Annotated in this window: 15 protein-coding genes; 7 read left to right on the top strand and 8 right to left on the bottom strand. The window is 54.7% G+C overall.

The annotated features are described in order from the left end of the window. Positions 1-64: 64 nt before the first annotated feature. Together K0I31_RS05850 and K0I31_RS05855 are read right to left on the bottom strand one after the other, a co-directional pair. Positions 65-1702: an alkaline phosphatase family protein gene (locus K0I31_RS05850; RefSeq protein ID WP_220080210.1), complete on the bottom strand. Its 1638-nt coding sequence runs from the start codon at positions 1700-1702 to the stop codon at positions 65-67. Positions 1703-1716: 14 nt separating this feature from the next. Next, positions 1717-3213: an alkaline phosphatase family protein gene (locus K0I31_RS05855; RefSeq protein WP_220080211.1), complete on the bottom strand. Its 1497-nt coding sequence runs from the start codon at positions 3211-3213 to the stop codon at positions 1717-1719. A gap of 284 nt (positions 3214-3497) precedes the next feature. Here K0I31_RS05855 and K0I31_RS05860 point away from each other — a divergent pair, with 284 nt between their 5' ends. Then, complete coding sequence (locus K0I31_RS05860; protein ID WP_011864961.1) at positions 3498-3866, top strand: acyl-CoA thioesterase; 369 nt, start codon at positions 3498-3500, stop codon at positions 3864-3866. A 131-nt stretch (positions 3867-3997) separates the two neighbouring features. Here K0I31_RS05860 and K0I31_RS05865 read toward each other — a convergent pair whose 3' ends face one another. The 3 genes from K0I31_RS05865 to K0I31_RS05875 form a co-directional block, all read right to left on the bottom strand. After that, the gene (locus tag K0I31_RS05865) at positions 3998-4204 is read right to left on the bottom strand and encodes a hypothetical protein (RefSeq protein ID WP_011864962.1); all 207 of its coding nucleotides are present in this window, start codon (positions 4202-4204) and stop codon (positions 3998-4000) included. Between the two features lie 135 nt (positions 4205-4339). Beyond that, positions 4340-5641, bottom strand: coding sequence for an NAD(P)/FAD-dependent oxidoreductase (locus K0I31_RS05870; protein ID WP_220080212.1), 1302 nt, complete (start codon positions 5639-5641; stop codon positions 4340-4342). A gap of 312 nt (positions 5642-5953) precedes the next feature. Beyond that, positions 5954-6328, bottom strand: a complete 375-nt coding sequence (locus tag K0I31_RS05875; protein ID WP_011864964.1) for a hypothetical protein — start codon at positions 6326-6328, stop codon at positions 5954-5956. Positions 6329-6794: 466 nt separating this feature from the next. Between K0I31_RS05875 and K0I31_RS05880 the strand changes: the two genes are divergently transcribed. Together K0I31_RS05880 and K0I31_RS05885 are read left to right on the top strand one after the other, a co-directional pair. Next, the gene (locus K0I31_RS05880; protein WP_220080213.1) at positions 6795-7952 is read left to right on the top strand and encodes an efflux RND transporter periplasmic adaptor subunit; all 1158 of its coding nucleotides are present in this window, start codon (positions 6795-6797) and stop codon (positions 7950-7952) included. A 12-nt stretch (positions 7953-7964) separates the two neighbouring features. Next, positions 7965-11087 carry an efflux RND transporter permease subunit gene (locus tag K0I31_RS05885; protein WP_220080214.1) on the top strand — a complete coding sequence of 1041 codons (3123 nt, stop codon included), beginning with the start codon at positions 7965-7967 and terminating at the stop codon, positions 11085-11087. A 104-nt stretch (positions 11088-11191) separates the two neighbouring features. Here K0I31_RS05885 and K0I31_RS05890 read toward each other — a convergent pair whose 3' ends face one another. From K0I31_RS05890 to yiaY, 3 genes are all read right to left on the bottom strand, one after another. Further along, positions 11192-12337 (bottom strand): hypothetical protein, encoded by a 1146-nt coding sequence (locus K0I31_RS05890; protein WP_220080215.1) that lies wholly within the window; start codon positions 12335-12337, stop codon positions 11192-11194. Further along, positions 12334-14352: a DUF3857 domain-containing transglutaminase family protein gene (locus K0I31_RS05895; RefSeq protein WP_220080216.1), complete on the bottom strand. Its 2019-nt coding sequence runs from the start codon at positions 14350-14352 to the stop codon at positions 12334-12336. The genes K0I31_RS05890 and K0I31_RS05895 overlap by 4 nt, the downstream gene beginning before the upstream one ends. Before the next feature lie 669 nt (positions 14353-15021). Then, positions 15022-16170 (bottom strand): L-threonine dehydrogenase, encoded by a 1149-nt coding sequence (yiaY, locus tag K0I31_RS05900; RefSeq protein ID WP_220080217.1) that lies wholly within the window; start codon positions 16168-16170, stop codon positions 15022-15024. Between the two features lie 515 nt (positions 16171-16685). Between yiaY and malQ the strand changes: the two genes are divergently transcribed. From malQ to K0I31_RS05920, 4 genes are read left to right on the top strand one after another with little or no spacing between them, the layout of a single operon-like run. Next, positions 16686-18923 (top strand): 4-alpha-glucanotransferase, encoded by a 2238-nt coding sequence (gene malQ, locus K0I31_RS05905; RefSeq protein ID WP_220080218.1) that lies wholly within the window; start codon positions 16686-16688, stop codon positions 18921-18923. Between the two features lie 47 nt (positions 18924-18970). Then, entirely contained in the window at positions 18971-21268 is a 2298-nt protein-coding gene (gene glgB, locus K0I31_RS05910) for a 1,4-alpha-glucan branching protein GlgB (protein ID WP_220080219.1), read from the top strand. Beyond that, positions 21259-23484: a glycogen debranching protein GlgX gene (glgX, locus tag K0I31_RS05915; protein WP_220080220.1), complete on the top strand. Its 2226-nt coding sequence runs from the start codon at positions 21259-21261 to the stop codon at positions 23482-23484. The genes glgB and glgX overlap by 10 nt, the downstream gene beginning before the upstream one ends. After that, a complete protein-coding gene (locus K0I31_RS05920) occupies positions 23481-25991 on the top strand; it encodes a glycogen/starch/alpha-glucan phosphorylase (RefSeq protein ID WP_220080221.1) in 2511 nt (836 codons plus the stop codon). The genes glgX and K0I31_RS05920 overlap by 4 nt, the downstream gene beginning before the upstream one ends. The last annotated feature ends 50 nt before the right edge of the window (positions 25992-26041 follow it).

Here is a 26041-nt window from a genome sequence, read left to right on the forward strand (position 1 = left end):
CTTTAACCAAATAAGCAGCCTGACAGCCTAGTTTAATAGGTGTCAGGCTGCGGGTCGCTGCGCCTTATTGCGCTGCGGCGGCTTCTGCCTTCTTGACCAGGTCACCGGCATAGTTCATCACATGGAAGATGTGATTCTGCTCTACGGTACCCTCAACCAGGCTTGCACCTGGACCACGGGCGAAGATGGCCACATCTTCACCGGCATGGGTTTCGCTTTCCAGCGGTACTAGGGCTTCCTGGTGGAAACCGGCACTCTGGGTGTCGATGTAGTTCAGATCCACACGACCAGGCTCGGCGGCGTAGTTGTAACGCTCGTCGCCACCGGTTTCCAGCGAGCCAAAGCCCAGACCGTTGGCATAGCCGACAGTGGTGTATGGCATGCCGTTGGCATCGGTAGAGTTAGTCACAGACGGCTGACCGTTTGCATCGTTGCTCTTAACCAGACCTAGGATTGGGTTACCACGGGTTGGATAACCTGCGATGGTGAACACATGGCTGTGGTCGGCGGTGACCATCAACAGGGTGTCGTTAGCCGAGGTCTTCTCCATGGCAACACGTACTGCCTCAGACAGGGCGATAGTGTCGTGCAGGGCACGGGCAGCGTTACCGGCATGGTGAGCGTGGTCGATACGACCGGCTTCGACGATCAGCACGAAGCCTTTGTCGTTCTTGCTCAGAATGTCGATACTCTTAGCCGTCATCTCGGCTAGTGAAGGCTCGCCGTTTACGCCATCTTCGACTCTGTCATAGTCATATTCCATGTGAGACGAGTTGAACAGACCCAGAGCGTGCTCTGTGGTGCTTGTGTCCATGGCCAGGAAGCTGTCACGGTCGGTCACATAGGCGGCGTTAGGGTACTGCGCCATCCACTCGGCGGTCAGGTCACGACCATCTTTACGCTTACCCGCCTTGCCTTCTGGATCGATAGTGGTGTTAGGGATGAAGGCGCGACGACCGCCACCCATGACCACGTTGATCCCCTTGCCGTCGTTGAAGTCCAGCATCTGGGCGGCAATGTCTTTACAGCCATTGGTAACGGCTTCGGCCGGCAGGTTGCTGTCTGCTTCCCAATCACGCTCTGGCACATGGGCATAGGTCGCCGCAGGGGTAGCGTGAGTGATACGGGCGGTAGAGACCACACCGGTAGACATGCCCGCCATTGCGGCCAGTTCCAGCGAGGTGACCAGATCTTGGCCTGTAGTTGATGAACAGACACCGCGCTCGACGCCTTCACCCTGAGAGATCACGCCTACGTCTGTCTTCACACCGGTGACCATGGCGGTCATGGTGCCGGCAGAGTCAGGCGTTTGGCCATCGACGTTATAGGTCTTTGCCAGACCTAGGTGAGGCAGGGTCTCGAAAGAGAGTGAGTTCTCTTCACCTGTCTGACCTTTTAGCTGACCGTCGAGGATGCGCGCCGCGGTCACGGTTGACACGCCCATGCCGTCGCCCACAAACAGAATGATGTTCTTGGCGGCGCCTGCCTCATTGTTGTTGGTCATGCCCGACGCCTTAGTGACGCGGTTTTGGCCATCGATATACCATTGGTTAACGCCGGTCCAGTCTTTGCCGTTAGTGCCGTTGCTACCGTCGGTACCTGGCGTACCTGCGGTGCCATCTTTACCGTTATCACCGTCGCTACCACAAGCCGCTAGGCCGAGAATGGCTGCTAGAGACAGTACTAGTAGTTTCTTATTCATTTTGTTGCTCCCAATTAATACTTAGTACCGCCAAGCGCTTGGGCTTGGTTGATGATGTGGAAAATGACGTTCTGTTCCATCACGCCCTGTACCAGGTTTGAGCCTGGGCCTGTGGCGTGCAGGCTGATATCTTCACCGGCGTGTGTCTCGCTACCCATAGGGATAAGTGACTGCTGCATAAAGTCTTTGTCTTGCGTATCGACAGAAGATAGGTCGTCACGATTACCCACAACGGCGCCAGGACCATTGGTGTAACCTAGGGTGGTGTATGGCTTGCCATCTAGGGCGGTTGAAACAGTGCCGTCTACGCCATGTACCAGACCAAGGATAGGGTTACCACGTTTTGGATAGCCTGCGATGGTGAACACGTGGCTGTGGTCGGCGGTAACCAGGATCAGTGTCTCATCTGGGTTGGTGTTTTCTACCGCGGCCTTAACGGCGTTAGAGAGTTCGACGGCGTCAGCCAGGGCGCGCTTGGCGTTGCCCGCGTGGTGACCGTGGTCGATACGGCCCGACTCGACGATCAGCAGGTAGCCGTTGTCGTTCTTCTTCAGCATCTCGATAGACTTTTCAGTCATCTCGGTCAGTGAAGGCTCGCCACCTACATCGTCGGCGCGATCGGCTTCATATTCCATGTGAGATGAGTTGAACAGACCCAGCAGGTGGTCTGTGGTGGCAACATCGATGGCGTTGAACTCTTCGCTGTTCCACACATAGGCGGCGTTGTCGAAGTTTTCAACCCAAGCCTTGGTCAGATCCATGCCATCCTTACGCTGACCCTTCTTATTTTCACCGTCGGTAACTGTGTTAGGGATGAAGGCGCGGCGACCGCCACCCAGGGCGACTGTCAGGGCATTGTCTTTATCGCGCATGACCATCTGGTAGGCGATATCCTTACACTCGTTAGCCACTGCCTCGGCAGGCAGATTGGCGTCTGATTCCCAGTCGCGCTCAGGGCTGTTGGCATAGGTAGCCGCTGGCGTGGCGTGGGTGATACGGGCAGTAGAAACTACGCCGGTAGACAGGCCCTTAGCGTTGGCCAGATCAACCAGGGTGACCAGCTCGTTGCCTTTAGATGACAAACAGTTACCACGCAGTGACTGGTCAGATACGGAGATAACACCCGCCTTAGACTTAACGCCCGTGGCGATGGCTGTCATGGTGCCGGCGCTGTCAGGAGTCTGTTGGTTAGTGTTGTAGGTCTTGATCAGGGCGGTATGGTCGAACTTCTCGAAGCTTAGGAAGTTCTCTTCACCACCTTGGTTACCGGCCATCTGCTGGCCTTGGTAGATACGCGCGGCGGTCAGGGTAGAGATCCCCATACCATCGCCCACAAATAGAATGACGTTTTTGGCCTTTGCTTTGGTTTCTAGTGTGGCCTTGTCTGACACCCGTTGGGCACTTTCCTTATACCAATGGCTGTCTGTCTGAACACTGGGTAACACGGCGCTGTTGGCGGCCATGGTTACTAGGCTGCAAGAGATCAACGCAGCTAATCTTTTTATCATCATCACTTTCATCATCCGTATTGGGTTGAAGTAAATTGTTCGCTATTTGAGATAAAGCGGCCTGATTGTCAGGTATCCAGATGACAGAATTGATGAATTAAGATTGCAGTTATGTGAAGCTAAGATGTCGAAACCCTTTTTATGCCTGAGTTAACTTGGTGCAAAGGGCACTAAAACGGTGAGATAAGTGTATATGGTGAAATTTTAAGTTATTGTTTTTATGTTTAATTAATTTGTTGGTCTGTTTCTTGTAACGCTTTCGTCTGAGTCTATCAGGGAGAGCCCAAATGAAATATTACAGTCGACGCTTTATTAAACCCGAACATTTAAATCCGGCTAATGCATTGTTCGGCGGACAGTTATTAAGCTGGATAGATGAGGAGGCGGCCATCTTCGCGGCCTGTCAGATGAATAGCCAGAGCATAGTCACCAAGATCATCTCAGAGATCAACTTCATGACGCCAGCGCGCCAGGGGGATGTGATTGAGTTCGGCTTAGCACTCATCAGCGCCGGGGTCAGTTCCATTACCGTCTGCTGCGAGGTGCGTAACAAGGCGACTCGGTTGCCTGTGGTGACCATAGATAAGATGATCTTCGTTAACGTGGATGAGAACGGCCTGCCCAAGCCCCATGGTATGCGGGCTAATGCTGCCTAATAGCTGCTTAGTCGCTGCTTAAGAGCTGCTACATAGAGTCTAAAGCTGCGCCAGAGATAGCCAATAAAAAAGAGGGCCTATTTGCCCTCTTTATCTTTATCTTCAGAACAAGGCCACTAGGCCGGTCCGATTTAATTTTCTTTGCTCAGGTCTTCTTTGACCGATTTGACCGCATCGCGGGACGCATGACCAATCGCCTTGGTAGTGTCGCGGGTGGCGTGGCCGATATCTGTGGTCACCTCTTTGGTGGTGTTACCTATTGAGCGACCTGCATGCTTAAGGTCGGCGCAGGCGCTAAGGGCGCCAAGGATCATAACCGCGCTAATAATTTTTTTCATAATGATCTCTTGTTGACAAAAGTTGTCACATTTTAACCCGTTAGCCCATCGAGCGAAAGCCTCCCCAAAAGGGAGGCTCATAATGGCTAGGGCTGTGCACTCGATTAGCGCCTCGACTGTTACTTGGTGAACGTCTTAGTGCAGCTTGAGGTGAGGGTGGATGATGCGGCTGATCCCTTTGGCGAACATCAACAGGGTGCCTTTAAATATCCCATGTAGTTCAATTAGATGGCGACGATAGAGCGAGGTATAGACGAACCTGGCTATTTTGCCTTCCACCAATACGCCACCGCCGATGAAGGACATCAGGTTGCCCACGGTATGGAACTTGGATAGGTTTACCAGCGAGCCGAGATCTTTATAGAGGTACTCCTTGCTGGGGGGCTGCCCGGCTAGCATCAGGCTGATGTTGTCCGCCGTCATCAGCGCCATCTGCCGTGCCGACTGGCCTCTCGGCGGCACCCAGGAGCCGTCTGGCTGCGGGCAGGCGGCGCAGTCGCCGATGGCGAAGATGTGGGGATCCCGGGTAGTCTGCATGTTGGGTTTAACCATCACCTGATTGATCTGATTGCTTTCCAGGCCGCCAATCTCACGCATAAAGTCGGGCGCCTTCACCCCGGTGGACCAGATGGTCATGTCGCTGGCGATGGTCTGGCCGTCGCAGGTATGCAGCGCATTTACATCCACCCGGTCGATACGAGTATTGGTCATGACCCGAACGCCAATCTGATTAAGCTGGTTCGTTACCGCCTGGGAGATCTCCTGCTTCTCCACCTTGGGCAGGATGCGTGAGTCGGCCTCGATCAGCGTGACCTCTAACAGGCTGGTGTCTATCTTATAGCCGAAGCCGCTGAGCTGCTCGACCGCATGGTGCATCTCGGCGGACATCTCGACGCCGGTCGCCCCGGCGCCGACCACGGCGATTTTGATCTTGTCGTCCAGCTGGTGGTGGCTGGCATAACGCATAAATTTATTGAGCAGCATGGTGCGGATCTGCATCGCCTGTTGGGTGTTGTCGAGGAAGACGCAGTGTTCCCTGACCCCAGGGATCTTAAAATCGTTGGCGATACTGCCGATGGCCAGCACCAGATAGTCGTAATCTATGCGTCTGGCAGGCAGGAGTTCATTGCCCTTTTCGTCTAAGATGGGGGCCAGGATCACTTGCTTGTGCTCGCGGTCGATATCTGTCATCGCCCCCTGCTGAAAATGGTAGCCGTGGGCGGCGGCATGACCTCGGTAGCTGATGGCATCTATGCCGATATCCAGCGCCCCGGTGGCGACCTCGTGCAGCAGGGGTTTCCAGATATGGCTGTCGGCGCAGTCGATAAGGGTGATCTTGGCCTTGCCCTTACGTCCCAGTTTACGACCTAACTTGGTCGCTATCTCCATTCCACCCGCACCACCGCCAACGATGACGATATTGGCCACTGCACCCATGAGGCTATTGCTCCTATATTCAGCTTAACTTGATGATTGGCCGGCATTGTTCTGCCAGTAAAACTGTCTTGAATCGAGAAAAGTGTAAGCTTGAGGTGATATTTTGGCAATTAGCCTAAGTTGGCGTGATTAAGTGGGTAAAAATAGCGGTTTTATATATAACTAATTGTTTTGTATGTAGTGTCGTTTGTGGTTTCTGCGGTTTTATTCTGTGTTTGTCACATTTTGGTGCGGCGTAAATGTGATCTAGATTGTTTTGTGAGCGGAAAAATGTGAGCCAGATCTTGTGTGTGATCTGGCTCCGGGGGATGGCTACGCGGCAGAGTCGAGCTTAGATAATCTCTGGTGATAATCTTTGATCAGATGCGCCATGATCTCCTGCACCGAGCTGTCTTTGGTGGCATCGTCCATGAAGATCTTAAAGGTCACTAATACATGGCCATCATTTTTCAGGCGGTCGCTTTGCATCGAGAAGTAGGCGCTCTCGCCATCGGCTTCCCTGATGGTAAAGCCGTCATGTTCGAAGATGCGGTGACCGGATCTGTCGTGCCACTTGGTGATGCGACTCAGGCCGATTTCGCATGACTGATTGAATTCGATATGGTTTTGCCAGGTGGTTGGGTGAGCGGGATCCTTAATATGCGGGCATCTGACTGTATAGTTATAGACATGAGAAATGGCTGTCATAAATTACCTTCCTGATTATGGATACAAGGGCCATCATAGGCACTGCATTTCTTTAGGGTCAACAACTATTCGTCCAGTATTTGCCGATTTACCCGGCCATGGGAGAAGACCCTTAACCTGTTGTAGCACGATAGGATTGGCCATAACCTTGTGCTGTGTCTCATTTTTAAGCCCATTTTGCCATCTGCTTAATAAAGCATCAGCTAATAGACGTTTTTTTCCCGAATCGGCCTATTTTGTGAAAACTTGCGCTCAGAAAAATCCACTGACCCACGCCGCTAGCCCAAGATGAAAAATTTAAAAAATGCCAAATGAGTCAGTTAATTGCCCTTGCTATTCCTGGTGAAAGTATTAGCTTGTTACTAATATGATAAGCAGTTGTAAATGACGCTGCCCGTCATTCACATCTGTCTGCCGTCTGATGAAAGTTATCCATGAATTGTCGCTTGGCGCTCTGGAGGCCCTAATGCTTGGTAGAAACGCTTCACCTCTCGCTCGACTCACCCTGTTTAGCACGGCGCTGCTGCTCTCGGCTTGCGGCAAGGCGCCGGCCCCCGGGCCCGCCGTTATGCCCAGCGTGATAGTCAACACCGCCCAGGTTAAGGAGATCCGCGCCAAGACGGAGATCGTCGGTCGCACCCGGGCATCGGAAGATGTGGTGATCAAGTCGCAGATCCAGGGGCAGCTGCTGAAGCGTACCTTTGTCGAGGGGGAAGACATAGATGCCGGCGAGCTGCTGTTTGAGATAGACCCCTCCACCTTCGAGGCCGAGCTGGCGCAGCAACAGGCGGTGCTCAAGCAGGCCATCGCCTCTCGCGATGTTGCTGTGATGAACTGGGAGCGTGGCCGTCGCCTGCTGCCCGATGGCATGATCAGCGCCCAGGATATGGACGAGCTTACCAGTCGTAAGCTGACCACGGCAGCGGGTGTGGTGCAGGCCGAAGCGGCGGTGAAGGCCGCCGAGTTGCAGCTCAGCTATACCAAGGTTTACGCCCCCATCTCGGGCCGCATCAGCGGCGCCAAGGTGAGTCAGGGGGATATCATCACGCCTCAGTCTGAGCTGGCCAGCCTGGTGCAGTTGCAGCCCATGTGGGTCAACTTCCAGGTTGCCGAGAAGACCATCATCTCCGCCAAACAGAATTTTTCCAAGGCCGCCAAACATGAGGTGAAGATCTCGGATATCGTGATCCGCCTGCGTCTGCCCAACGGCACCATGTTCGACGAGACTGGGTATATCGACTTTATCAGCAATAGGGTCGATGCCGCCACCGGCACCCTGGAGCTCAGGGCCACCTTCAATAATGAGAGTAAGCTGATGCTGCCTGGGCTGTTTGTGACTCTGGTTATCGAGTCCCCCATTAGTGAGCAGGCCATTTTAATTCCACAGGCGGCGGTGCAGGAAGATCAGCAGGGACGTTTCGTCATGGTGCTGGATGGTGACAACAAGGTGCAGAAGCGGGTGGTCGAACTGGGTGATAGATTCGGCGTCGACTGGCGCGTGCTCAGTGGCCTCAACGAGGGTGAACGTATCGTGGTGGATGGTCTGCAGAAGATCCGTCCGGGTATCGAGGTGAAGGCTGTCGAGCAGCAAGCGGTGCCTTTCCAAGAAGCTAACGATGCCTAATCGGGGGTCATTATGATCAGTGAGTTTTTTATTCATAGGCCGAAATTTGCCTTCGTGATCTCAACCGTGCTGACCCTGGTGGGATTGATCTCCATCCCCATCTTGTCGGTGGCCGAGTTTCCCGAAATTGCGCCGCCACAGGTGAGCGTTAGCACCAGCTATTCCGGGGCCAGTGCCGACATAGTCAAAGACACCATAGCCCAGCCCATCGAGGCGGAGGTTAACGGCGTCGAGGGGATGCTCTACATGCAGTCCAAGAGCGCCAACGACGGCAGCTACTCCCTCAACGTCACCTTCGATGTGGGCACTGACGCCGACATGGCCCAGGTGAAGGTACAAAACCGGGTGCAGCAGGCGATGCCCAGACTGCCCGAGGAGGTGAAACGCCAGGGGGTGAAGGTTGAGAAGCAGAGCCCCAACATCCTCATGGTGGTGAACCTAGTTTCCCCCAACGAGACCTTCGATTCCCTGTTTATTACCAACTATGCCGGCCTGAACGTCAAAGACGCCCTGGCGCGACAGAATGGTGTCTCTAAGGTGCAGGTGATCGGCGCCCTGGATTACGCCATCCGTATCTGGCTGGATCCCAATCAGATGGCCAGCTTTGGCGTGACCGCCAGCGATGTGATCGCTGCCCTGAGAGAGCAAAATATTCAGGTGGCCGCCGGTCGTATCGGCGCCGCGCCGGTGGATCCCCAGCAGCAGTTTCAATATACCCTGCAGACCAAGGGCCGTCTGAAAGACCCCGAGGAGTTTGGCCGGGTGATGATCCGCGCCAATCCCGATGGCTCTAAGGTGATCGTCTCAGATGTCGCCCGGGTCGAGCTGGGCTCTCAGACCTATGACGCCCAGGGTAAGCTGAACAACAAACCCTCAGCCATCATTGCCATCTATCAGGCACCGGACGCCAACGCCCTGGAGGTCGCCAAGGCGATCAAGGCCGAGATGGATACCCTCGCCAGCCGCTTCCCGGACGACCTCGAGTACAAGGTACTCTATGACACCACAGAATTTGTCGAGACCTCGATCACCGAGGTGGTGCAGACCCTGTTTATCTCGGTCGCCCTGGTGGTGTTTGTGGTCTACATCTTCCTGCAGGATGCGCGTTCGACCCTAGTGCCGGGGATCGCCATTCCCGTCTCCTTGGTAGGTACCTTCGCCTTCCTGTTGGCCTTCGGCATGAGCATCAACACAGTCTCTCTGTTCGCGCTTATCTTGGCGATCGGTATCGTGGTGGATGATGCCATTGTGGTGGTGGAGAACGTTACCCGCCTGATGGAAGATGAGGGGCTGTCGCCCACAGAGGCGACCTCCAAGGCGATGAAGGAGGTGACGGGCCCCGTTATCGCCACCACCCTGGTGCTGCTGGCGGTGTTTGCCCCCACGGCGGTGATGCCTGGGATCACGGGGCAGATGTATGCCCAATTCTCTGTGACTATCTGTATCTCAGTGCTTATCTCCTCGGTCAACGCCCTGACCCTGAGTCCGGCCCTGTGCGCCTCCCTGTTAAAGCCACCCAAGAAACATACCCACGGCTTCCACTACCTGTTTAACACCTACTTCGAGCGCTTCACCGGCGGCTATATGAAGCTGGTCTCCTCTCTGGTACGTAAGCTGGTGCTGGTTGGCGTGGCCTATGCTTGCTTGATCGGCGTCACCGGCGGCATCGCCAAAGTGCTGCCATCGGGTTTCGTGCCCATGGAGGATAAGAAGGCCTTCATGGTGGATATTCAGCTGCCAGATGGTGCCTCGCTCAACCGCACCGAAGAGGTGATGCGTAATCTGGTCAAGCTGACGCTGGAAGAGCCTGGGGTGGAGAATGTGATCCATGCCAGTGGCTTCAGTATCCTGACCGGTTCTGTCTCCTCTAACGGCGGCCTGATGATCGTGACCCTGTCGACCTGGGAGGAGCGTGATTCGCCCGACATGGTGGAGGCGGCGATTGTCGCCAAGTTGCAGGCCAAGTATGCCGCCAATCCGTCGGTGAAGGCGATGGCCTTCTCGCTGCCACCTATCCCGGGAGTTGGGAGCGTCGGCGGTTTCGAGTTTGTGCTGCAGGACACCCAAGGGCGTTCGCCCCAGGAGCTGGCCTCTGTGATGCGGGCGCTTATCATGAAGGCCAACGGTCAGCCTGAGATCGCCATGGCCTTTAGTAACTTCCGCGCCGATGTGCCGCAGATGTATGTGGATGTGGATAGAGACAAGGCCAAGGCGTTGGGGATCTCGTTAAATGAGATCTTCTCTACCATGCAGACCATGCTCGGCTCTATGTATGTCAACGATTTCAACCGCTTCGGTAAGGTGTTCCGGGTGATACTCCAGGCCGAAGGCGAGTTTAGAAATTCCGACAAGGATATTGCCAGCTTCTATGTGCGCTCGGCAAGTGGCGAGATGGTACCCCTGAGCACACTGGTGAAGGTGACGCCCATCCTGGGACCGGACGTGATGAACGCCTACAACATGTTCAGCTCGACCACCATCAACGGCTTCCCGGCACCGGGCTTTAGCTCGGGTGATGCCATCGCCGCCATGGAAAGGGCGGCTCAGGAAACGCTGCCTGCGGGCTACAAGTTTGAGTGGACGGGGCAGACCTACCAAGAGATCAAGGCGGGTAACCTGGCACCGTTGATCTTCGCCCTGGCGTTGGTGTTTACCTATCTGTTCCTGGTGGCCCAGTACGAGAGTTGGAGCATTCCCTTCGCGGTCATGCTGGCGGTGCCTATTGCTATCCTGGGGGCCTTCCTCAACATCTTGCTGGTGGGGAGCGAGCTCAACCTCTACGCCCAGATAGGCCTAGTGCTCTTGATCGGTCTGGCCTGTAAGAACGCCATCCTGATCGTCGAGTTTGCCAAACAGCTCAGGGAAGAGGGCAAGAGTATTCTGGACGCGGCAGAAACCGCTGCTAGGTTGCGTTTTCGCGCCGTACTCATGACCGCCTTCTCCTTCCTGCTGGGGGTATTACCCTTGGTGATTGCCACTGGCGCCGGCGCAGGAAGTCGTCGCGCCCTGGGTTATTCCGTCTTCGGAGGCATGATGGCGGCGACTCTGGTGGGCACCCTGTTAGTGCCTGTGTTTTACGTCATCATGCAGAAACTGCGTGAGCGCATGAAGGGAGAGAAAACACAGGACGTGTAGCACTCATACCATTAAAAAGGCGGCTTAGGCCGCCTTTTTCGTTTACTGCAATATGAAGCTTGAACGGAGGGCGCTCCCCAAATGAGTTTGGGGAGTGCTGTCGATTAGAGGCGAGAGATCTGTTTGTAGCTTTGGCTATCGAAGAAGGCTGCAACCTTCTGTGGATCCGTTTCGCTAAAGTCTTCCTGGGTTAATTTAACCTTGAACTGTAGCTGAAAGGCCCTAAAGATATGGCTGGCTTCCTGATGATGTTCTAGCTCAATGAGTCGGTTTAGGTAGATAGCATAGGCTAGGGCATCACTAGGATTACTTTGAATATATTTTACAAACTCTTGACGTGCGAAGCTCAAATCATTCTGAGTTAAGGCGTAAAGTATCCCTTCTAGAGAGAAACTGGTTTGTAGATTATTTAAATAGATCAACTCTTGTTGGCGAGCCTGTTGGTACCCTTGGTACTCATCCTTGTGCAGATAATAGTATCCCCAGAAGGCGCCTGTCCTTGGGGCCAATGGCGGTGCATCTTGGTACAGTTTATCGATTGTGGATGAGGATGGATTGTCCACTAATGCTATGGCCGCATATACAAAGTCATTGAGTAGTGTTGGCTGTTGTTTAATCTTGGTCGGCAGCTTGTCAAAAATCGCCATAACCTCCTGCTCACTCATTTTGCCACCAGTCTGCGCCGCCTTGAGCACCTTCACATAGTCAGATTTGAGTAGCGCCTCGACATTTCTTGTATATGAAAAATAAGCGTCCAGTCCCGAGCTTATGTGATTGATTAGTTGCCAGTTAACAATTTTAAGTTCATGTTTTTCATTGCTTTTATTGTAACGATACTGCATTAGGAACGCGGTCGGGAGCTCGTCAAGATAAGTGCTAAAGACTAAGTTGTCGGCAATGACACCTTCGAAACGCCAGTATTTAGTCGATTTAAGGGTCTTTATAAACTTGGTCGTGAAAAAGCGATAGAATAGTTCCTCTTCTTTGTTGCTTAGGTCTGGATACGCCTGGTGTGCATAGTCTAATAAGGTCTTCTTATCCCACCATTTTTCGGCCAGTGCTGGATTGCTATTAGTGATGTCTTCGGCGATCAATTGTCCCTGCTGAAGAACAAACGCCAGAGAAGACTGTTCTGATTTTGCCTGTTTATTGGGCGTCGTACTCCCTTGGCTCTTGGGCGTCGACTGACATCCGCCGAGTAAGAATAGGAAGGCGAAGAGCGAGAAAGCAATTACCTTAGCATTTATCATTGTGCGCCCTCCGAGCCAAGTTGTTGTTGAAGATATTCAATCCCTGGATTGATTGGCTGACTAAAGTCTCCCGTGACGCCGCCACTGTAATAGAGATCGTCGTCTACCTCTCTTAACGCATCGATAAAATCTTTACTCTCTTTAGTGCTGAGGGTTTTCTCATCGATAATCAGCTTATGGCGGCGAATAAATTGTCCGTTGATGTAGGCTTCGGTGGAACGATAGTCTATGCCTTTGCTGCTTATCTGCTTGTCTTGTTCACTTATCTGATAGTCGATGTTCTCAGGCATGGAGACCTTGAGTGTCTGTTCGACCGTCACCATGCTAGGTAGGGCCAATGGTTGGCTACGATGTATCACTTTAGGGAGTTCGACGTAGTTTTTAACGTAACTGGCAAATAGGCCGAAATTGAGGGTCTTATTTTGAGGCTGCCAAAAATCACCTATACGGTAGTGCTCAGACAGGATGAGTTCGTTACTCTTATCTTTGATGTCAGTAACTTGTGTCGGTGTGGCGAGCTGTATGTCGCGATAGAATTTCGCGTAATAGTTCAGGTAATGCTGCTCGATCTCACTGTGGGATACGCTAGCCAGTTGGTAACGCATGTAGTCTGCTTCGTGGCCAAAATACTTGGTGGTGATGTAGAGATCCACTGGCGACTCATAATTTGAAGAGACGTAATGCTGTTCTATTTCGACCCTATCGACCTTGATGTCTGCCTTAGGCATAGCCGTAAGGGATTGGGTCTTTTCATCCAGCACTAGGGCGAAACCGAAGTCGGGTTGGGTGATGGCATTCAACCCAACCGCCTGATGGTTATTGGTGGCGTCGATGAAATATGGTTTACCATCGTAGCTAAAATAATTGATCACGTGATTGAAAAGCATTGGTGAGGCCTGCCGTTCGTTCAGCGCTTCACCGCGCTCACTATTGACCAGTGCGGGAGAGCTCTTCACATCTATGGCATCGAACAGGGCAATGAGCAGACTGGCTTTGTCTTTACAGTCTCCATAACGACGCTCGAAGACGGTATTAGGGCTGTGGGGAATATGACTATTCTGACCGATTTCAATCCCAAAATAACGAACATCTTGTTGAACGAAGCGGATGAATTCGGCTATCTGTTCGGTCTTGGTTGAATACGTCTTGGTGACCTCATCGATATAATCTTGTAGTAGCTTGGATCGCTGCTCGGCAAAGTGATAATGGGCTAATGCCCAACGATTAACTTCTGCCCAAGAGCCTGTGCTGCTGACAAAGATCACTGGCGCCCAGAGGTAACTGGCCGGAATACCCTCTTCATATTTATATTTGCCGACATTCGAGAGGTTCCATTCGTAGACTTGGCCATGAACCGAATCACTCGTGGTCGGCTTGCCAATCTTGTTCTCTTGAATATAAAAGGGTTTATCGCTGGCGTTCACTATCCTTAGGTGAAGTTTATCAACCGCAATTTCCCATCCCATTGGGTAGGTGCTGCCAAATTCCTCGCCATAGACGGGGTTTCTTCCTTCGATAGTGTATTGATAACGTACCGTATCACCGACGCGCACATCCTTTAAAACGATAACCGCCGTTGCTAGGCCATTGAAAAGGTCGCTGCTAAGCTCTTGTTCTTGATGAATAACGTCTATTTTGGCGCTATCGAGTCTATCCTGCCAGGAGGATTTTCGCTCCACTTCGAGTGTATGTAGTGTCAACTTCTCGAATTCGGGATTAAAGGTCAGCTCAATTTTCGATAGCTCCTTTACCCCTTCCTGATTGAGGGCTGTCGCGGCAAAGTCTTGATAATACTCGTTACTGTTTGCCGTAAAACGTTCTTGTCGCCCAACCATACGATAATGAATTGGACTCTTGTCTTTATTGAGGCCAATCGAAGCGAGAGGCTGAGGGATGATCCATTGGCTGGTCGGGGCAATGGCTATCTGATAGTCCCCAGATTTTATTGTTTTTGCTTCGCCGTATAGAGAGATGAGGGATAGGTAGCAAACAATGAGTAATTTAATAAGTTTCACGTGGTGATACTCCTTCCATAGATGCTGGCAGAGTATCACAAGTTCGCAACATTAGAAAAATAAGCCTAACTTTCTTTGACTTAAACCATTCTATCCGCTGAAAAGAAAAAGGCTCGCCGGCAATAGTTGCCGACGAGCCTTTTAGCTAGCTGAATCTTTGCAGGGAAAAAGCGAGCTGACACCATTTTATAACACATGTATCCGAAGGGACTAGTCCAAAAGTGTGACATGAAAAGAGTATTTAGCTATTAGTGCTGGATTTTTATGATAAAAACTTCGAAAAGCCGGGTGTTTCATCGCTAGATGAGTGATTTTGTTTGTATCACGGCCGTTTGCCGAGGCTTTGACCCGGGAGGCTGGATAGAAGTGGCCTTGCTCGTGTGGGTGTAAGTCTCGACCAGCTCGCATGTCGATTGGCTAATCGCTAGCCAATAACAAGCGAACTAATAGTAAGCCAACTAGTAACAAGCGACGAATAAAAAGCGTATGAATCGAGAGCTGGCTGATAAAAACTGTGTGGGCTTAAGGAGCTGCTCGAGCCGAGCGGTGACAATACACGATTAAATCCTCTACAGGAGGTGGTTTAAGGTTGGCAATAAAAAGGCCCACCAGAGGTGGGCCTTGGGAATTTCAACTTGCAGGGAGAAATTCGAAACTTGCTAGGCTAGCCTATAGCGCGTTGGTGAAGATCTGGCAGATCTCTTCGTGGGTCGCCTGTTTAGGGTTGGTTAGACCGCAGGCATCTTTCAATGCGTTGTCGGCAAGCGTTGGAATATCTTCCGCCTTCACGCCCAGCTTGGTGAGGTTCTCTGGGATCTTCACCGCAACAGACAGCGCCTTGATCGCTTCGATTGCGGCCGTTGCGCCTTGCTCGTCAGTCATGGCGCTGACATCGACCCCCATCGCTTTGGCTACATCTTTAAGACGCGGCGCGGCAACCTGTGCGTTGTAGGCCTGAACGTGTGGCAGTAGCAGGGCGTTACAGACACCGTGTGGCAGGTCATAGAAACCGCCTAACTGGTGCGCCATGGCGTGTACATAACCCAGGCTGGCGTTGTTAAAGGCCATACCCGCCAGGAACTGAGCGTAAGCCATCTGATCGCGGGCCTCCAGGCTCTGACCGTTCTCAACAGCTTCCACCAGGTTACCCTTGATAAGCTCGATCGCCTTGATAGCGCAGGCATCTGTGATAGGGTTGGCGGCGATAGAGACATAGGCCTCGATGGCGTGTGTCAGGGCGTCCATACCGGTCGCGGCGGTGAGGCCGGCAGGCTTGAGCAGCATCAGCTCGGGATCATTCACCGACAGGATAGGCGTGGTGTGCTTGTCGACGATCGCCATCTTGATGTGACGGGCTTCGTCTGTGATGATGCAGAAACGTGTCATCTCACTGGCGGTACCGGCTGTGGTGTTGATGGCGACCAGCGGCAGTTGCGGCTTAGTCGACATATCCAGGCCTTCATAGTCCTTGATGTTGCCGCCGTTGGTGGCAACCAGGGCGATACCTTTGGCGCAGTCGTGTGGTGAGCCGCCGCCCAGTGATACCACGAAGTCACAGTCATTCGCCTTGAGCAGCGCCAGACCCGCCTCGACATTGCCTACTGTTGGGTTAGGTTGCACGCCATCGAAGATAGTCGATGTGATGCCCGCCGCGCCAAACTTCTCGACGATCTGACCCACAAGGCCGATCTCTACCAGTGGCTTGTCGGTGACGATCAGCGCACGCTGAAAGCCTAAGGTTTTAATATCACCAATTGCGTCGTCAACAGCATTTTGTCCCAATACGTTGACTGATGGGATAAAAAATTTAGCAGCCATAAAATCACCTTTTTTATGCTTAAAGTTAAAAGTTGTTATCTTTTCTGGTAACTAAAGTACCAACGCGGTTATCGCAAAGGTGTGATCTTCCTCATAATTAGTGGTTATCCAGTCGAAAGCATGGCAAAAACTTAGATCAATACGACTAAATTTGTAAATTTATGACAAATACGAAATTTGACTGATTTTCAATTTCGAAAATCTATCACGGCAACTTTCATAAGTTGAAATTGACTCGTTGAGGCCAAATCACCCGATAATTAGCTGTTTGTTTTTCGTGCATCTAATTAGGTCGTCTGCACAATATTTGTGCAGGCTGATTTTCATCAAACGCCTGAGTGTCCAGTCAGCTCATCTGTCTTATCCCAAAAGCAAGTTTTATAAGCTATTGATTATTATGTTTAAAAAGAGTTCATCTGATTGACATAAATCTGTCGTCAAGCTGTTACCTGTGCTTGGCATGTTTACTGCTCAAGGAAATAGGGCAGTTTGACTGACTAGCAGGGAAATGGGCGATGGGCTTAGAAAAGTTACTCTATTTGCAGGGCGTAGGCGCCAGCTATAGCGATTACTCGGGCCGCCTGGTGCACCATAGCCAGGCCGAGCGCTTAAGGCTCCTCGCCTGTCTACTGGCTAACTGCACTCAGCCTAAGTTTCATCTGGATGATCTCAGCCCAGATGGTTTCGTCGCCGCCAATGGCGAGGCGATTGAAAAACGTAATTTCGACCTAGATGTCGCGCCCTGGCAACGCCCGTTGGCGATCTTTCAATTTGCCTGTCTGACTGAGCCAAGCTTTACCTTATCGCTGCCAGCCGAGATGCAGCGTGACCTTAGGGTGCGCATCCTCACCGAAGGCGGTACGCAACTCGAGATGAGCATACCTTTTGCAGCGCTGGAGCGGGTGGGCGACTATTATTGTGAGCCCCACCTCTATTACCGTTACCGGGTATCCATCGCGCCTTACCTGACGCAGGGCCAATCCCTGCCCATGGGCTATCACAAGCTGTCGGTGGGTTTCTGTAAAGGGACCCTTGATGGCAAGAGTAAGCTCAATACCATGGCCATCGACTGGCAAACCGAGGGCCATCACGGCACCTGGCTACTGGCGCCGCCCAAGGCCAAACAGCTACGGGAGACGGATAAACCCTGGGGGGTAAGCATCGCCCTCTATAGCCTGCGCAGCGACAGTCAGTGGGGCATAGGGGACTTTGGCGATCTGGGGGCCTTGATCGCCTGGCTCGGAGATTATGGCTGCGACTTTATTCAGCTCAATCCGCTTCATGCCCTGGGGGATTCCTTCAATCTGGAAGAGGCCTATATCAGCCCCTACAGCCCGAGCGACAGACGCAGGCTCAATCCTCTCTATATTCATATCGAGTCTGTGCCCGAGGCCAATGAGATAGCGCCGCTGCTGCAAACTCTCGCCCTGGATCGCGAGCGTCTCAACCGTGACAACTGGCTCGATTATCCCAAGCTCACCCAGCTAAAGTATCGCCTCTTCATCGCCCTCTATCAGGTGTTTAGCCGTGACGTGCTGGGTAGCGGTGGGCCGCGCGAGCAGGCCTTCATGCAGTTTGTGGCCCAGGAAGGGGAGGCGCTGAGCAGTTTCTGCCAGCTGGAGGCAGACAAGGCCCAAGCTCAGGGAGAGCAAATGGCCGCAGATCCGCAGTTACATAGTTACTTGCAGTTTGTTGCCCACGAGCAGCTGATCGCCTGTCAGCATCAAGCGCTGGCGGCGGGCATGAGCATTGGCCTTATCGGCGACATGGCCGTTGGCGTGCGCGGCGATGGCGCCGAAGTCCATCACAATCGAGACGCCTATTGCCAGCAGGCCAGCATAGGTGCGCCGCCGGACGATTTTGCCCCCAAGGGGCAGAACTGGGGGCTGACGCCGCCGGATCCTATCGCCATGGCCCAGTCGGGATTTAGCCATTTTATTGCGCTGGTTCGCAGCAACATGCGCTACTACGGCGCCATCAGACTCGATCATGTGATGGCGCTGCTGCGTCTCTGGTGGTGGCCGAGTGAACCCCAGGAGGCTCCCGGGGCCTATGTGTACTACCCCATAGATACTCTGCTAGCGATCGTGCGCCTTGAGAGCATGCGCAGCAACTGTGTGGTGATAGGCGAAGATCTCGGCATAGTGCCGGACGAGGTGCGCGCCAAGCTAAGTGATGGCGGCATCTATGCCAACGAACTCTTCTATTTCTGCAAGAAGGGCGAATCCTTTAAGTCGCCACAAGATCACAGGGCCGACAGCCTGATGATGCTGGCCAACCATGACGTGCCTACGCTACTGGCCTGGTGGTCTCAGAGTGACCTGCATCTTAAGCGTCAACTGGAACTTCTCGAAAGTGACCAGGCGCTAGAGCAAGCCCTGGAGCGACGCGACGGCGAGCGCCAGCAGCTGCTGGCCTGGCTCGAAGCCAACGGCGAAACCGCCTCGCTGGAGGAAGATTATCTGCTCCTGCTCAGCGCCTGGGTAACGGTGGCGGCGCGTTCTCATTCGCGGCTGTTTAGCGTGCAGCTGGCGGATCTCTGCTGCGAGCGACACGGGGTCAACATCCCCGGAACTTGGCAGGAATATGCCAACTGGCAGCGACGACTGCCCTATAGCCTGACCAGCCTGAGACAGTCGCCCTCAATCAAGCGCCTGCTACGCAGCATCGTCGAGGGACGCAGCTCGGCCGAGGCCAGCGAGCAATTTTGCCGGGCAGACGAGCGTCTTCGTCAGCCTGTTTTCAGTCGATGACACAGCTATGACACTCCTATGAAACAGACAAGCAAAGGGATAACCAGATGACTAAGCAGATACCAGTGCAGACACCTGCGCCGACACCACTGATAGCGCCAAGTGAAATTGAAGCCCTGCTGGCTGCCGACTACGTGGATATCTTCGCCTTGTTGGGGATGCATGCCATAGAGATGGCTCCGGCGACTAAAGCGGGTAAGGGCATCAAGGAGGCTAAGGCGGTAAGCTTGGTTAAACGCTTGGTGGTGCGCTGTTTTCTGCCGGGGGCCGAGCGCGTCGAGCTGATCGCCAAGCAAGATGGCCGCAAGGTGGCCGAGCTGGAAAAGTGCCATGAAGAGGGGATCTTCGCCGGACTCGCCGGGCGGCGCATCAACCCCTTCGAGTATCGCCTGCGGGTGCATTATCCCTTCAGCGTCGAGGAGATAAACGACCCTTACCGATATGCCAGCCTGCTGAGTGATGAGGCGTTGTACCTCTTCAGCGAGGGGCGTCAGGAGCAGGCCTATCGTTTCATGGGGGCCAACTGGCGTGAGGTTGATGGGGTGAGCGGCGTGCAGTTTTGTGTCTGGGCGCCCAATGCCAAGCGGGTCTCCTTGGTGCACGATGCCATCGACTGGGACGGTCGCCGTCAGGTGATGCGCCATCATCCGGCCAACGGCGTGTGGGAGATCTTCATCCCCTCGATGAAGGCGTTGACCCACTATAAATATGAGATTGTCACCCAGGAGGGAGAACGAGTGCTCAAGGCCGACCCCTTCGGCCGCGCCATGCAGGGCGCCCCGGGTAACGCCTCAATCGTGCCGCCTCAACTTGACTATGCCTGGCAGGATAAGCGCTGGCTGGCGAAACGGGCCAAGCAGAGCTGGCACGATCAGCCCATCTCCATCTATGAGGTGCATCTTGGATCTTGGCGTCGCCAGGGGGAAAACGGCGAGCAGTACCTCAGCTATAGTCAGCTCATCGATCAGCTGATCCCCTATGTGGTCGAGATGGGCTACACCCATCTGCAGCTGATGCCCCTGTGCGAATATCCCTTCGACGGCTCCTGGGGTTATCAACCTGTGGGCCTGTTTGCGCCGACCCACAGATTCGGCCAGCCCCACGAGCTTAAGGCCTTCGTCGATGCCTGTCATCAGGCGGGCGTTGGGGTGATCCTCGACTGGGTCGCGGCGCATTTCCCCAAGGATCCCCATGGGCTGACCCGCTTCGACGGCTCCTGTCTCTATGAGCATGAGGATCCCCGTCAGGGAGAGCATCCAGATTGGGACACCCTTATCTACAACTACGGCCGCGGCGAGGTGCAGAGCTACCTGCTCAGCAACGCCCACTACTGGCTGCAGGAGTTTCATTTAGATGGCCTGCGCCTGGATGCCGTCTCTTCCATGCTCTATCTCGACTACAGCCGCGAGCCACATCAGTGGCTGCCTAATGCCCATGGCGGGCGCGAGAATCTGGATGCCATCGCCTTCTTGCAGGACCTTAACACGCGTCTCTACCAAGGCTTTCCCGGCATAATGATGATCGCCGAAGAGTCCACCGCCTGGCCCGGCGTCACCAAGCGGGTCGATGAGGGCGGCCTGGGCTTCGGCTTCAAATGGAACATGGGCTGGATGAACGACAGCCTGAGCTATATCGGCCGGGACCCCATCCATCGCAGCCATCATCATAACGAGTTGACCTTCAGCCTGATGTACTGCTTCACCGAGCAGTTCATCCTGTCGTTGAGCCATGACGAGGTGGTGCATGGCAAGGGCTCCTTGCTGCATAAGATCCCAGGCGACGACTGGCAGAAGTTTGCCACCCTGCGAGCCTATCTGGGTTTCATGTGGGGGCATCCGGGTAAGAAGCTGCTCTTCATGGGCGCGGATTTTGCCCAGCGCGACGAGTGGGATCATCAGCATAGCCTCGACTGGCACCTACTGGCGTTCGAGCCCCACCAGGGGATGCAGCGCTGGGTGAAAGATCTCAACAGCCTCTATCGTCAGAGCGTTGCCCTCTATGGTGACGATCACCACGGCGAGAGCTTTCGCTGGCTCGACTGTGACAACGCCAGCGCCGGCGTGCTGAGTTTTTTCCGCCAGAGCGGCGACAAGCAGCTGATCTTTATCGTCAACATGACCCCTGAGGTCTACCGCGAGTTTCGTATCGGCCTGCCGCAGCCCGGGCGCTACCATGAGCGCCTCAACAGCGACAGCCACTACTATGGCGGCAGCGACGTGGGCAATCAGGGGGTTATCCACACCGAGCCAGAGGCCTATCAGGGCCAGGCTCAGAGTGCCTGCATCAGCGTGCCGCCGCTGGCCTGTCTGGTGCTGGAACTGGACGAGAGTGTGTCATGCGACTGACCCACGGTAAGCCTTATCCCTTGGGGGCAACCTTAGATAGCGAGGGGGTGAACTTCGCGCTGTTTTCCGCCCACGCCACTGCCGTCTACCTCTGTCTGTTTGACGAGGAGGATAGGGAGGTGGCCAGGCTGCGTCTCGAGCGTCAGTCCCAGCAGATCTGGCACGGCCATGTGTCTGGGCTTAGGGCGGGTTGCCGCTACGGCTACCGGGTTGATGGCCCCTATCAGCCCTTGATTGGCCACAGATTTAATGTCAACAAGCTGCTGCTCGACCCCTATGCCAGGCGCCTGAATGGCGCGATTAAAGATCATAAATCCCACTACGGCTATCAGTTTGGTCATGAGCAGGAAGACTTAAGTTTTTGCGAGCTGGATAACGCCGAGTTGATGCCCAAGTGTGTGGTGGTGGATCTCGACAACCTTAAGCCCATAACGCCCCTGGTGAATCCTTTCGATCTGGGCGATAGCCCGCTGTCCCTGCGCCGCAGCGTGATCTATGAGCTGCATGTGAAGGGCTTTAGCCAGCAAAATCCCGAGGTGGCCAGTGAGCGTCGTGGTCGCTTCGCAGGCCTCGGCGACCCTGCCAGCCTACAGCACCTGAAAAGCCTTGGGGTCACTGCCGTCGAGCTTCTGCCTGTGCAGCAGTTTGTCACCGAGGCCTTCCTGCAGCAGAAGGGGCTGACTAACTACTGGGGTTACAACACCATAGGCTATTTCGCGCCCCATCAGGCCTACCTAAGCGAGTCTGAGGGTAATGAGGCGATAGAGGAGTTTCGCGACATGGTCAGCGCCCTGCACGGCGCCGGCATAGAGGTGATCCTGGATGTGGTCTACAACCATAGCGCCGAGGGCAATCGTCTCGGGCCTACCTACTGCTTTAAGGGGATAGATAACCTCAGCTACTACCGTCTCCACCCCAGCGAGCCGCGCTACTACATCAATGACACAGGCTGCGGCAATACCCTCAACCTGTCACACCCCAGGGTGTTGCAGCTGGTGATGGATTCGCTGCGTTACTGGGTCGAGGTGATGGGGGTCGACGGCTTCAGGTTCGATCTGGCCAGCACCTTGGGGCGTGAGGATCATGGCTTCGATGTGGGCTCCGGCTTCTTCGATGCCATCAGCCAAGATCCTGTGCTCAGTCGGGTGCGTCTCATCGCCGAGCCTTGGGACATAGGCCCTGGTGGCTATCAGCTGGGGCAGTTTCCCATAGGCTGGAGCGAGTGGAACGACAGGTATCGCGATACGGTGCGCCGTTTCTGGCGCGGCGATGCCGGCATGTTGCCCGAGTTCGCCACCCGTTTTCATGGCTCCAGCGATCTGTTCGAACACGCCGGGCGCAAGCCCGCCGCCAGCATCAACTTTATCACTAGCCACGACGGCTTTACCCTGATGGATCTGGTGAGCTATCGCCACAAGCACAATCAGGCCAACGGCGAGCAGAATCGTGATGGCCACAACGAGAACTACAGCGACAACTATGGCCACGAGGGCCAGAGCGACGAGCTGGCGCTCACCGCGCTGCGTGCCCGCCAGTGCCGCAACATGCTCACCACACTGTTTATGTCTCAGGGGGTGCCCATGCTGCTGGCCGGCGACGAGGTGGGTCATAGCCAGCTGGGCAACAACAACGCCTATTGCCAGGACAATCCCGCCAGCTGGCTCGATTGGCGCAAGGATATCGACAGCGACGAGCTGCTGAGTTTCACCGCTAACCTCATCAAGCTGCGCCGCCGTTTCCCCATGCTGTGCCACAGAGACTATATCCACGAGAGTGCCAACCAGGCCTCCCCAGGCCTCGACTGGTTCTGTAGGCAGGGCGAGCCCATGACAAAGGCCCACTGGGGCGAGGCGCAGACCCGCACCCTGAGCCTAGTGATCAGCGGCGAGTTGGAGGCCCAGGCCGGGTGCCGTCAGGCGCTGCTGCTGATGTTTAACGCCGACAATAGGCCCCAACAATTCACCCTGCCGAGTCTCGAGGGGATAGTGCAGTGGCAGTGTCTGCTCACTACCCAGGACAGCCCACAGTATGGCGAGTCCGCCAGCTATCAGGCCTTGCTGCAAGGCGCCAGTCTGGTGCTACAGGACCGTAGCCTGATGATCTATTACGCCCAATTTACCTCGTTCGCAGTAGAGCCCTCAGCGGTAAAAGAGCCTTCAGCGAAAGAAGAGCTCTCAGCGAGAGAAGAGCCTTCAGCCAAAGGAGAGTCTAGATGAGTTCGACAGCTAAGCCGGTGAAGTCCACTAAAACGAGTAAGACTAGCAGCAAGCCTGTGGTAAAGGTCGAAGCCAAGGCTGACAGCCTTATCTGCGATCCCTGTGAGACCCTGGGGGCCTGTTTCGAGCGTCACATCGACAAGAGTCTGACCCCCAAGGAGCGTGACGAGCAGGCGCTGTTTTACGCCTTCGCCATGAGCGTGAAAGATCAGATGCTGCCCAAGTGGCGCGCCACCCGCCAGCTGGATCGCGACACGGGCAACAAGAAGGTCGCCTATCTGTCGCTGGAGTTCCTCATGGGGCGGGCCCTTGGCAATGCGCTGCTGAATCTGGATATGAACGATGAGAGCGCCCAAGTATTGAAAGACTATGCTGTGGCGCTGGAGACTCTGGAGGCTCAGGAGCATGACGCCGGGCTGGGCAACGGCGGCCTGGGACGCCTGGCGGCTTGCTTCCTCGACAGCTGCGCCAGCCTAGATCTCAATGTCACCGGCTACGGCATAAGGTATGAGTACGGCATGTTCGCCCAGAAGCTGTGTGACGGCTATCAGGTGGAGCGCCCCGACCGCTGGCTCAGGGACGGCAACCCCTGGGAGGTGAGGGTGCCGAGCCACAACGTGACTGTGCCTTTCTTCGGCCATACCGAGTCCTATATCGACCGCGACGGTAAGCGCCAATACACCTGGGTGGAGACTCAGGATGTGCTGGCGGTGGCCTATGACATCCCTGTGCCCGGCTATCGGAACGAGCGGATAAACACCCTCAGGCTGTGGAAGTCTGAGGCCACGGACGATTTCGATCTCGAGGAGTTTAACCAGGGGGATTATACCGAGGCGGTGGCCCGTAAGAACCTGGCGGAGCAGATCACCATGGTGCTCTATCCCAACGATGCCAGCGAGAACGGTAAGGAGCTGAGGCTGCGCCAGCAATATTTTCTTTCTTCTGCCAGCCTGCAGGATCTGCTCAATACCTGGGTGAGCCAGCGCGGCCCCGACTTTAGGGATTTTGCCCGCCAGCATGTGATGCAGCTTAACGACACTCACCCCAGCGTGGCGATCCCCGAGTTGATGCGCCTCTTGATGGACAAGTATGGTCTGTCCTGGGAGCAGGCCTGGGATATCACCAGCCAGACCATGGCCTACACCAACCACACCCTGCTACCCGAGGCGCTGGAGCGTTGGCCGGTGCGCATGTTCGCCCACATGCTGCCCAGGTTGCTGGATATCATCTATGAGATCAACGCCCGCTACCTGGACATGGTAGCTCACCATTGGCCGGGCGATGGCGACAAGCTGCGAGCCATGTCGATCATCGAAGAGGGCGATGAGCCCCATATCCGCATGGCATACCTGGCGATTGTCGCCAGCTTCTCGGTGAACGGCGTCGCCGGGCTGCATACTCAGCTGTTAACCTCTGGCCTGTTTAAGGACTTCTACGCCTTGTGGCCCGAGAAGTTTAACAACAAGACCAATGGCGTAACACCGAGGCGTTGGCTGGCTCAGAGTAACCCTGCGCTGGCCGAGCTGCTGGGCAAGCGATTGGGTGAAGGCTGGGTGAAAGATCTTAGCCGCCTCAGCGCCCTCAATGCCTTCACCGATGACGAGGGGCTGCTCAAGGCCTGGCAGGAGGTCAAGCATGGCAACAAGCAACAGCTGGCCGAGCTGGTGGAGCAGGAGTGCGACGTTCGCTTCGATCCTAAGATGATGTTCGATGTGCAGGTGAAACGCATTCACGAATATAAGCGTCAGCTGCTCAATATCCTGCATGTGATCCACCTGTATCACCAGATCCAGCAGGGCAAACTCACGGATATCACCCCAAGGTGCGTGCTGATCGGCGGCAAGGCGGCCCCTGGCTATGCCATGGCCAAGCTGTTGATTAAGCTCGCCAACAATGTGGCCCACATGGTCAACTCAGATCCCCTGGTGACCCCATATCTGCGTTTCGCCTTCTACCCCAACTATAACGTCAGCGCCATGGAGCGTATCTGCCCGGCGACGGATCTCTCCGAGCAGATCTCTACCGCCGGCAAGGAGGCCTCGGGCACCGGCAACATGAAGTTTATGATGAACGGCGCCCTCACCATAGGCACTCTGGATGGCGCCAATATCGAGATGCTCGAAGAGGTGGGCGAGGATAATTTCTTCCTTTTCGGCCTCACCGCCGACGAGGTGGAGGCTTTGAGGCCCCACTACGATCCCCTGCACTTTATCGCCAAGTCACAGGCGCTGACCGAGGTGATGAGCCTGCTGGAGAGTGGCCACTTTAACCTGCTGGAGCCGGGGATCTTCGACCCCATCATCAACAGCATTCGTTGTCCTCGGGACCCCTGGATGACCGCCGCCGATTTCGAGTCTTACCGGCTCGCCCAAGTGCAGGCGGCCAAGGCCTACCGGGATCCCCACCATTGGACACAGATGAGCATACGCAATACCGCCGCCAGTGGTCGCTTCTCCAGCGATGTCACCATTGGTCAATATCGAGACGAGATCTGGGGGATAGCCTAATGACGTTTATCGAGCTAAGTCGGGCCGCTGCGGCGCCCAAGCAACTGGTG

The sequence above is a fragment of the Shewanella spartinae genome, from assembly GCF_019457555.1.
GTDB classification, from domain to species: Bacteria; Pseudomonadota; Gammaproteobacteria; order Enterobacterales; family Shewanellaceae; genus Shewanella; species Shewanella loihica.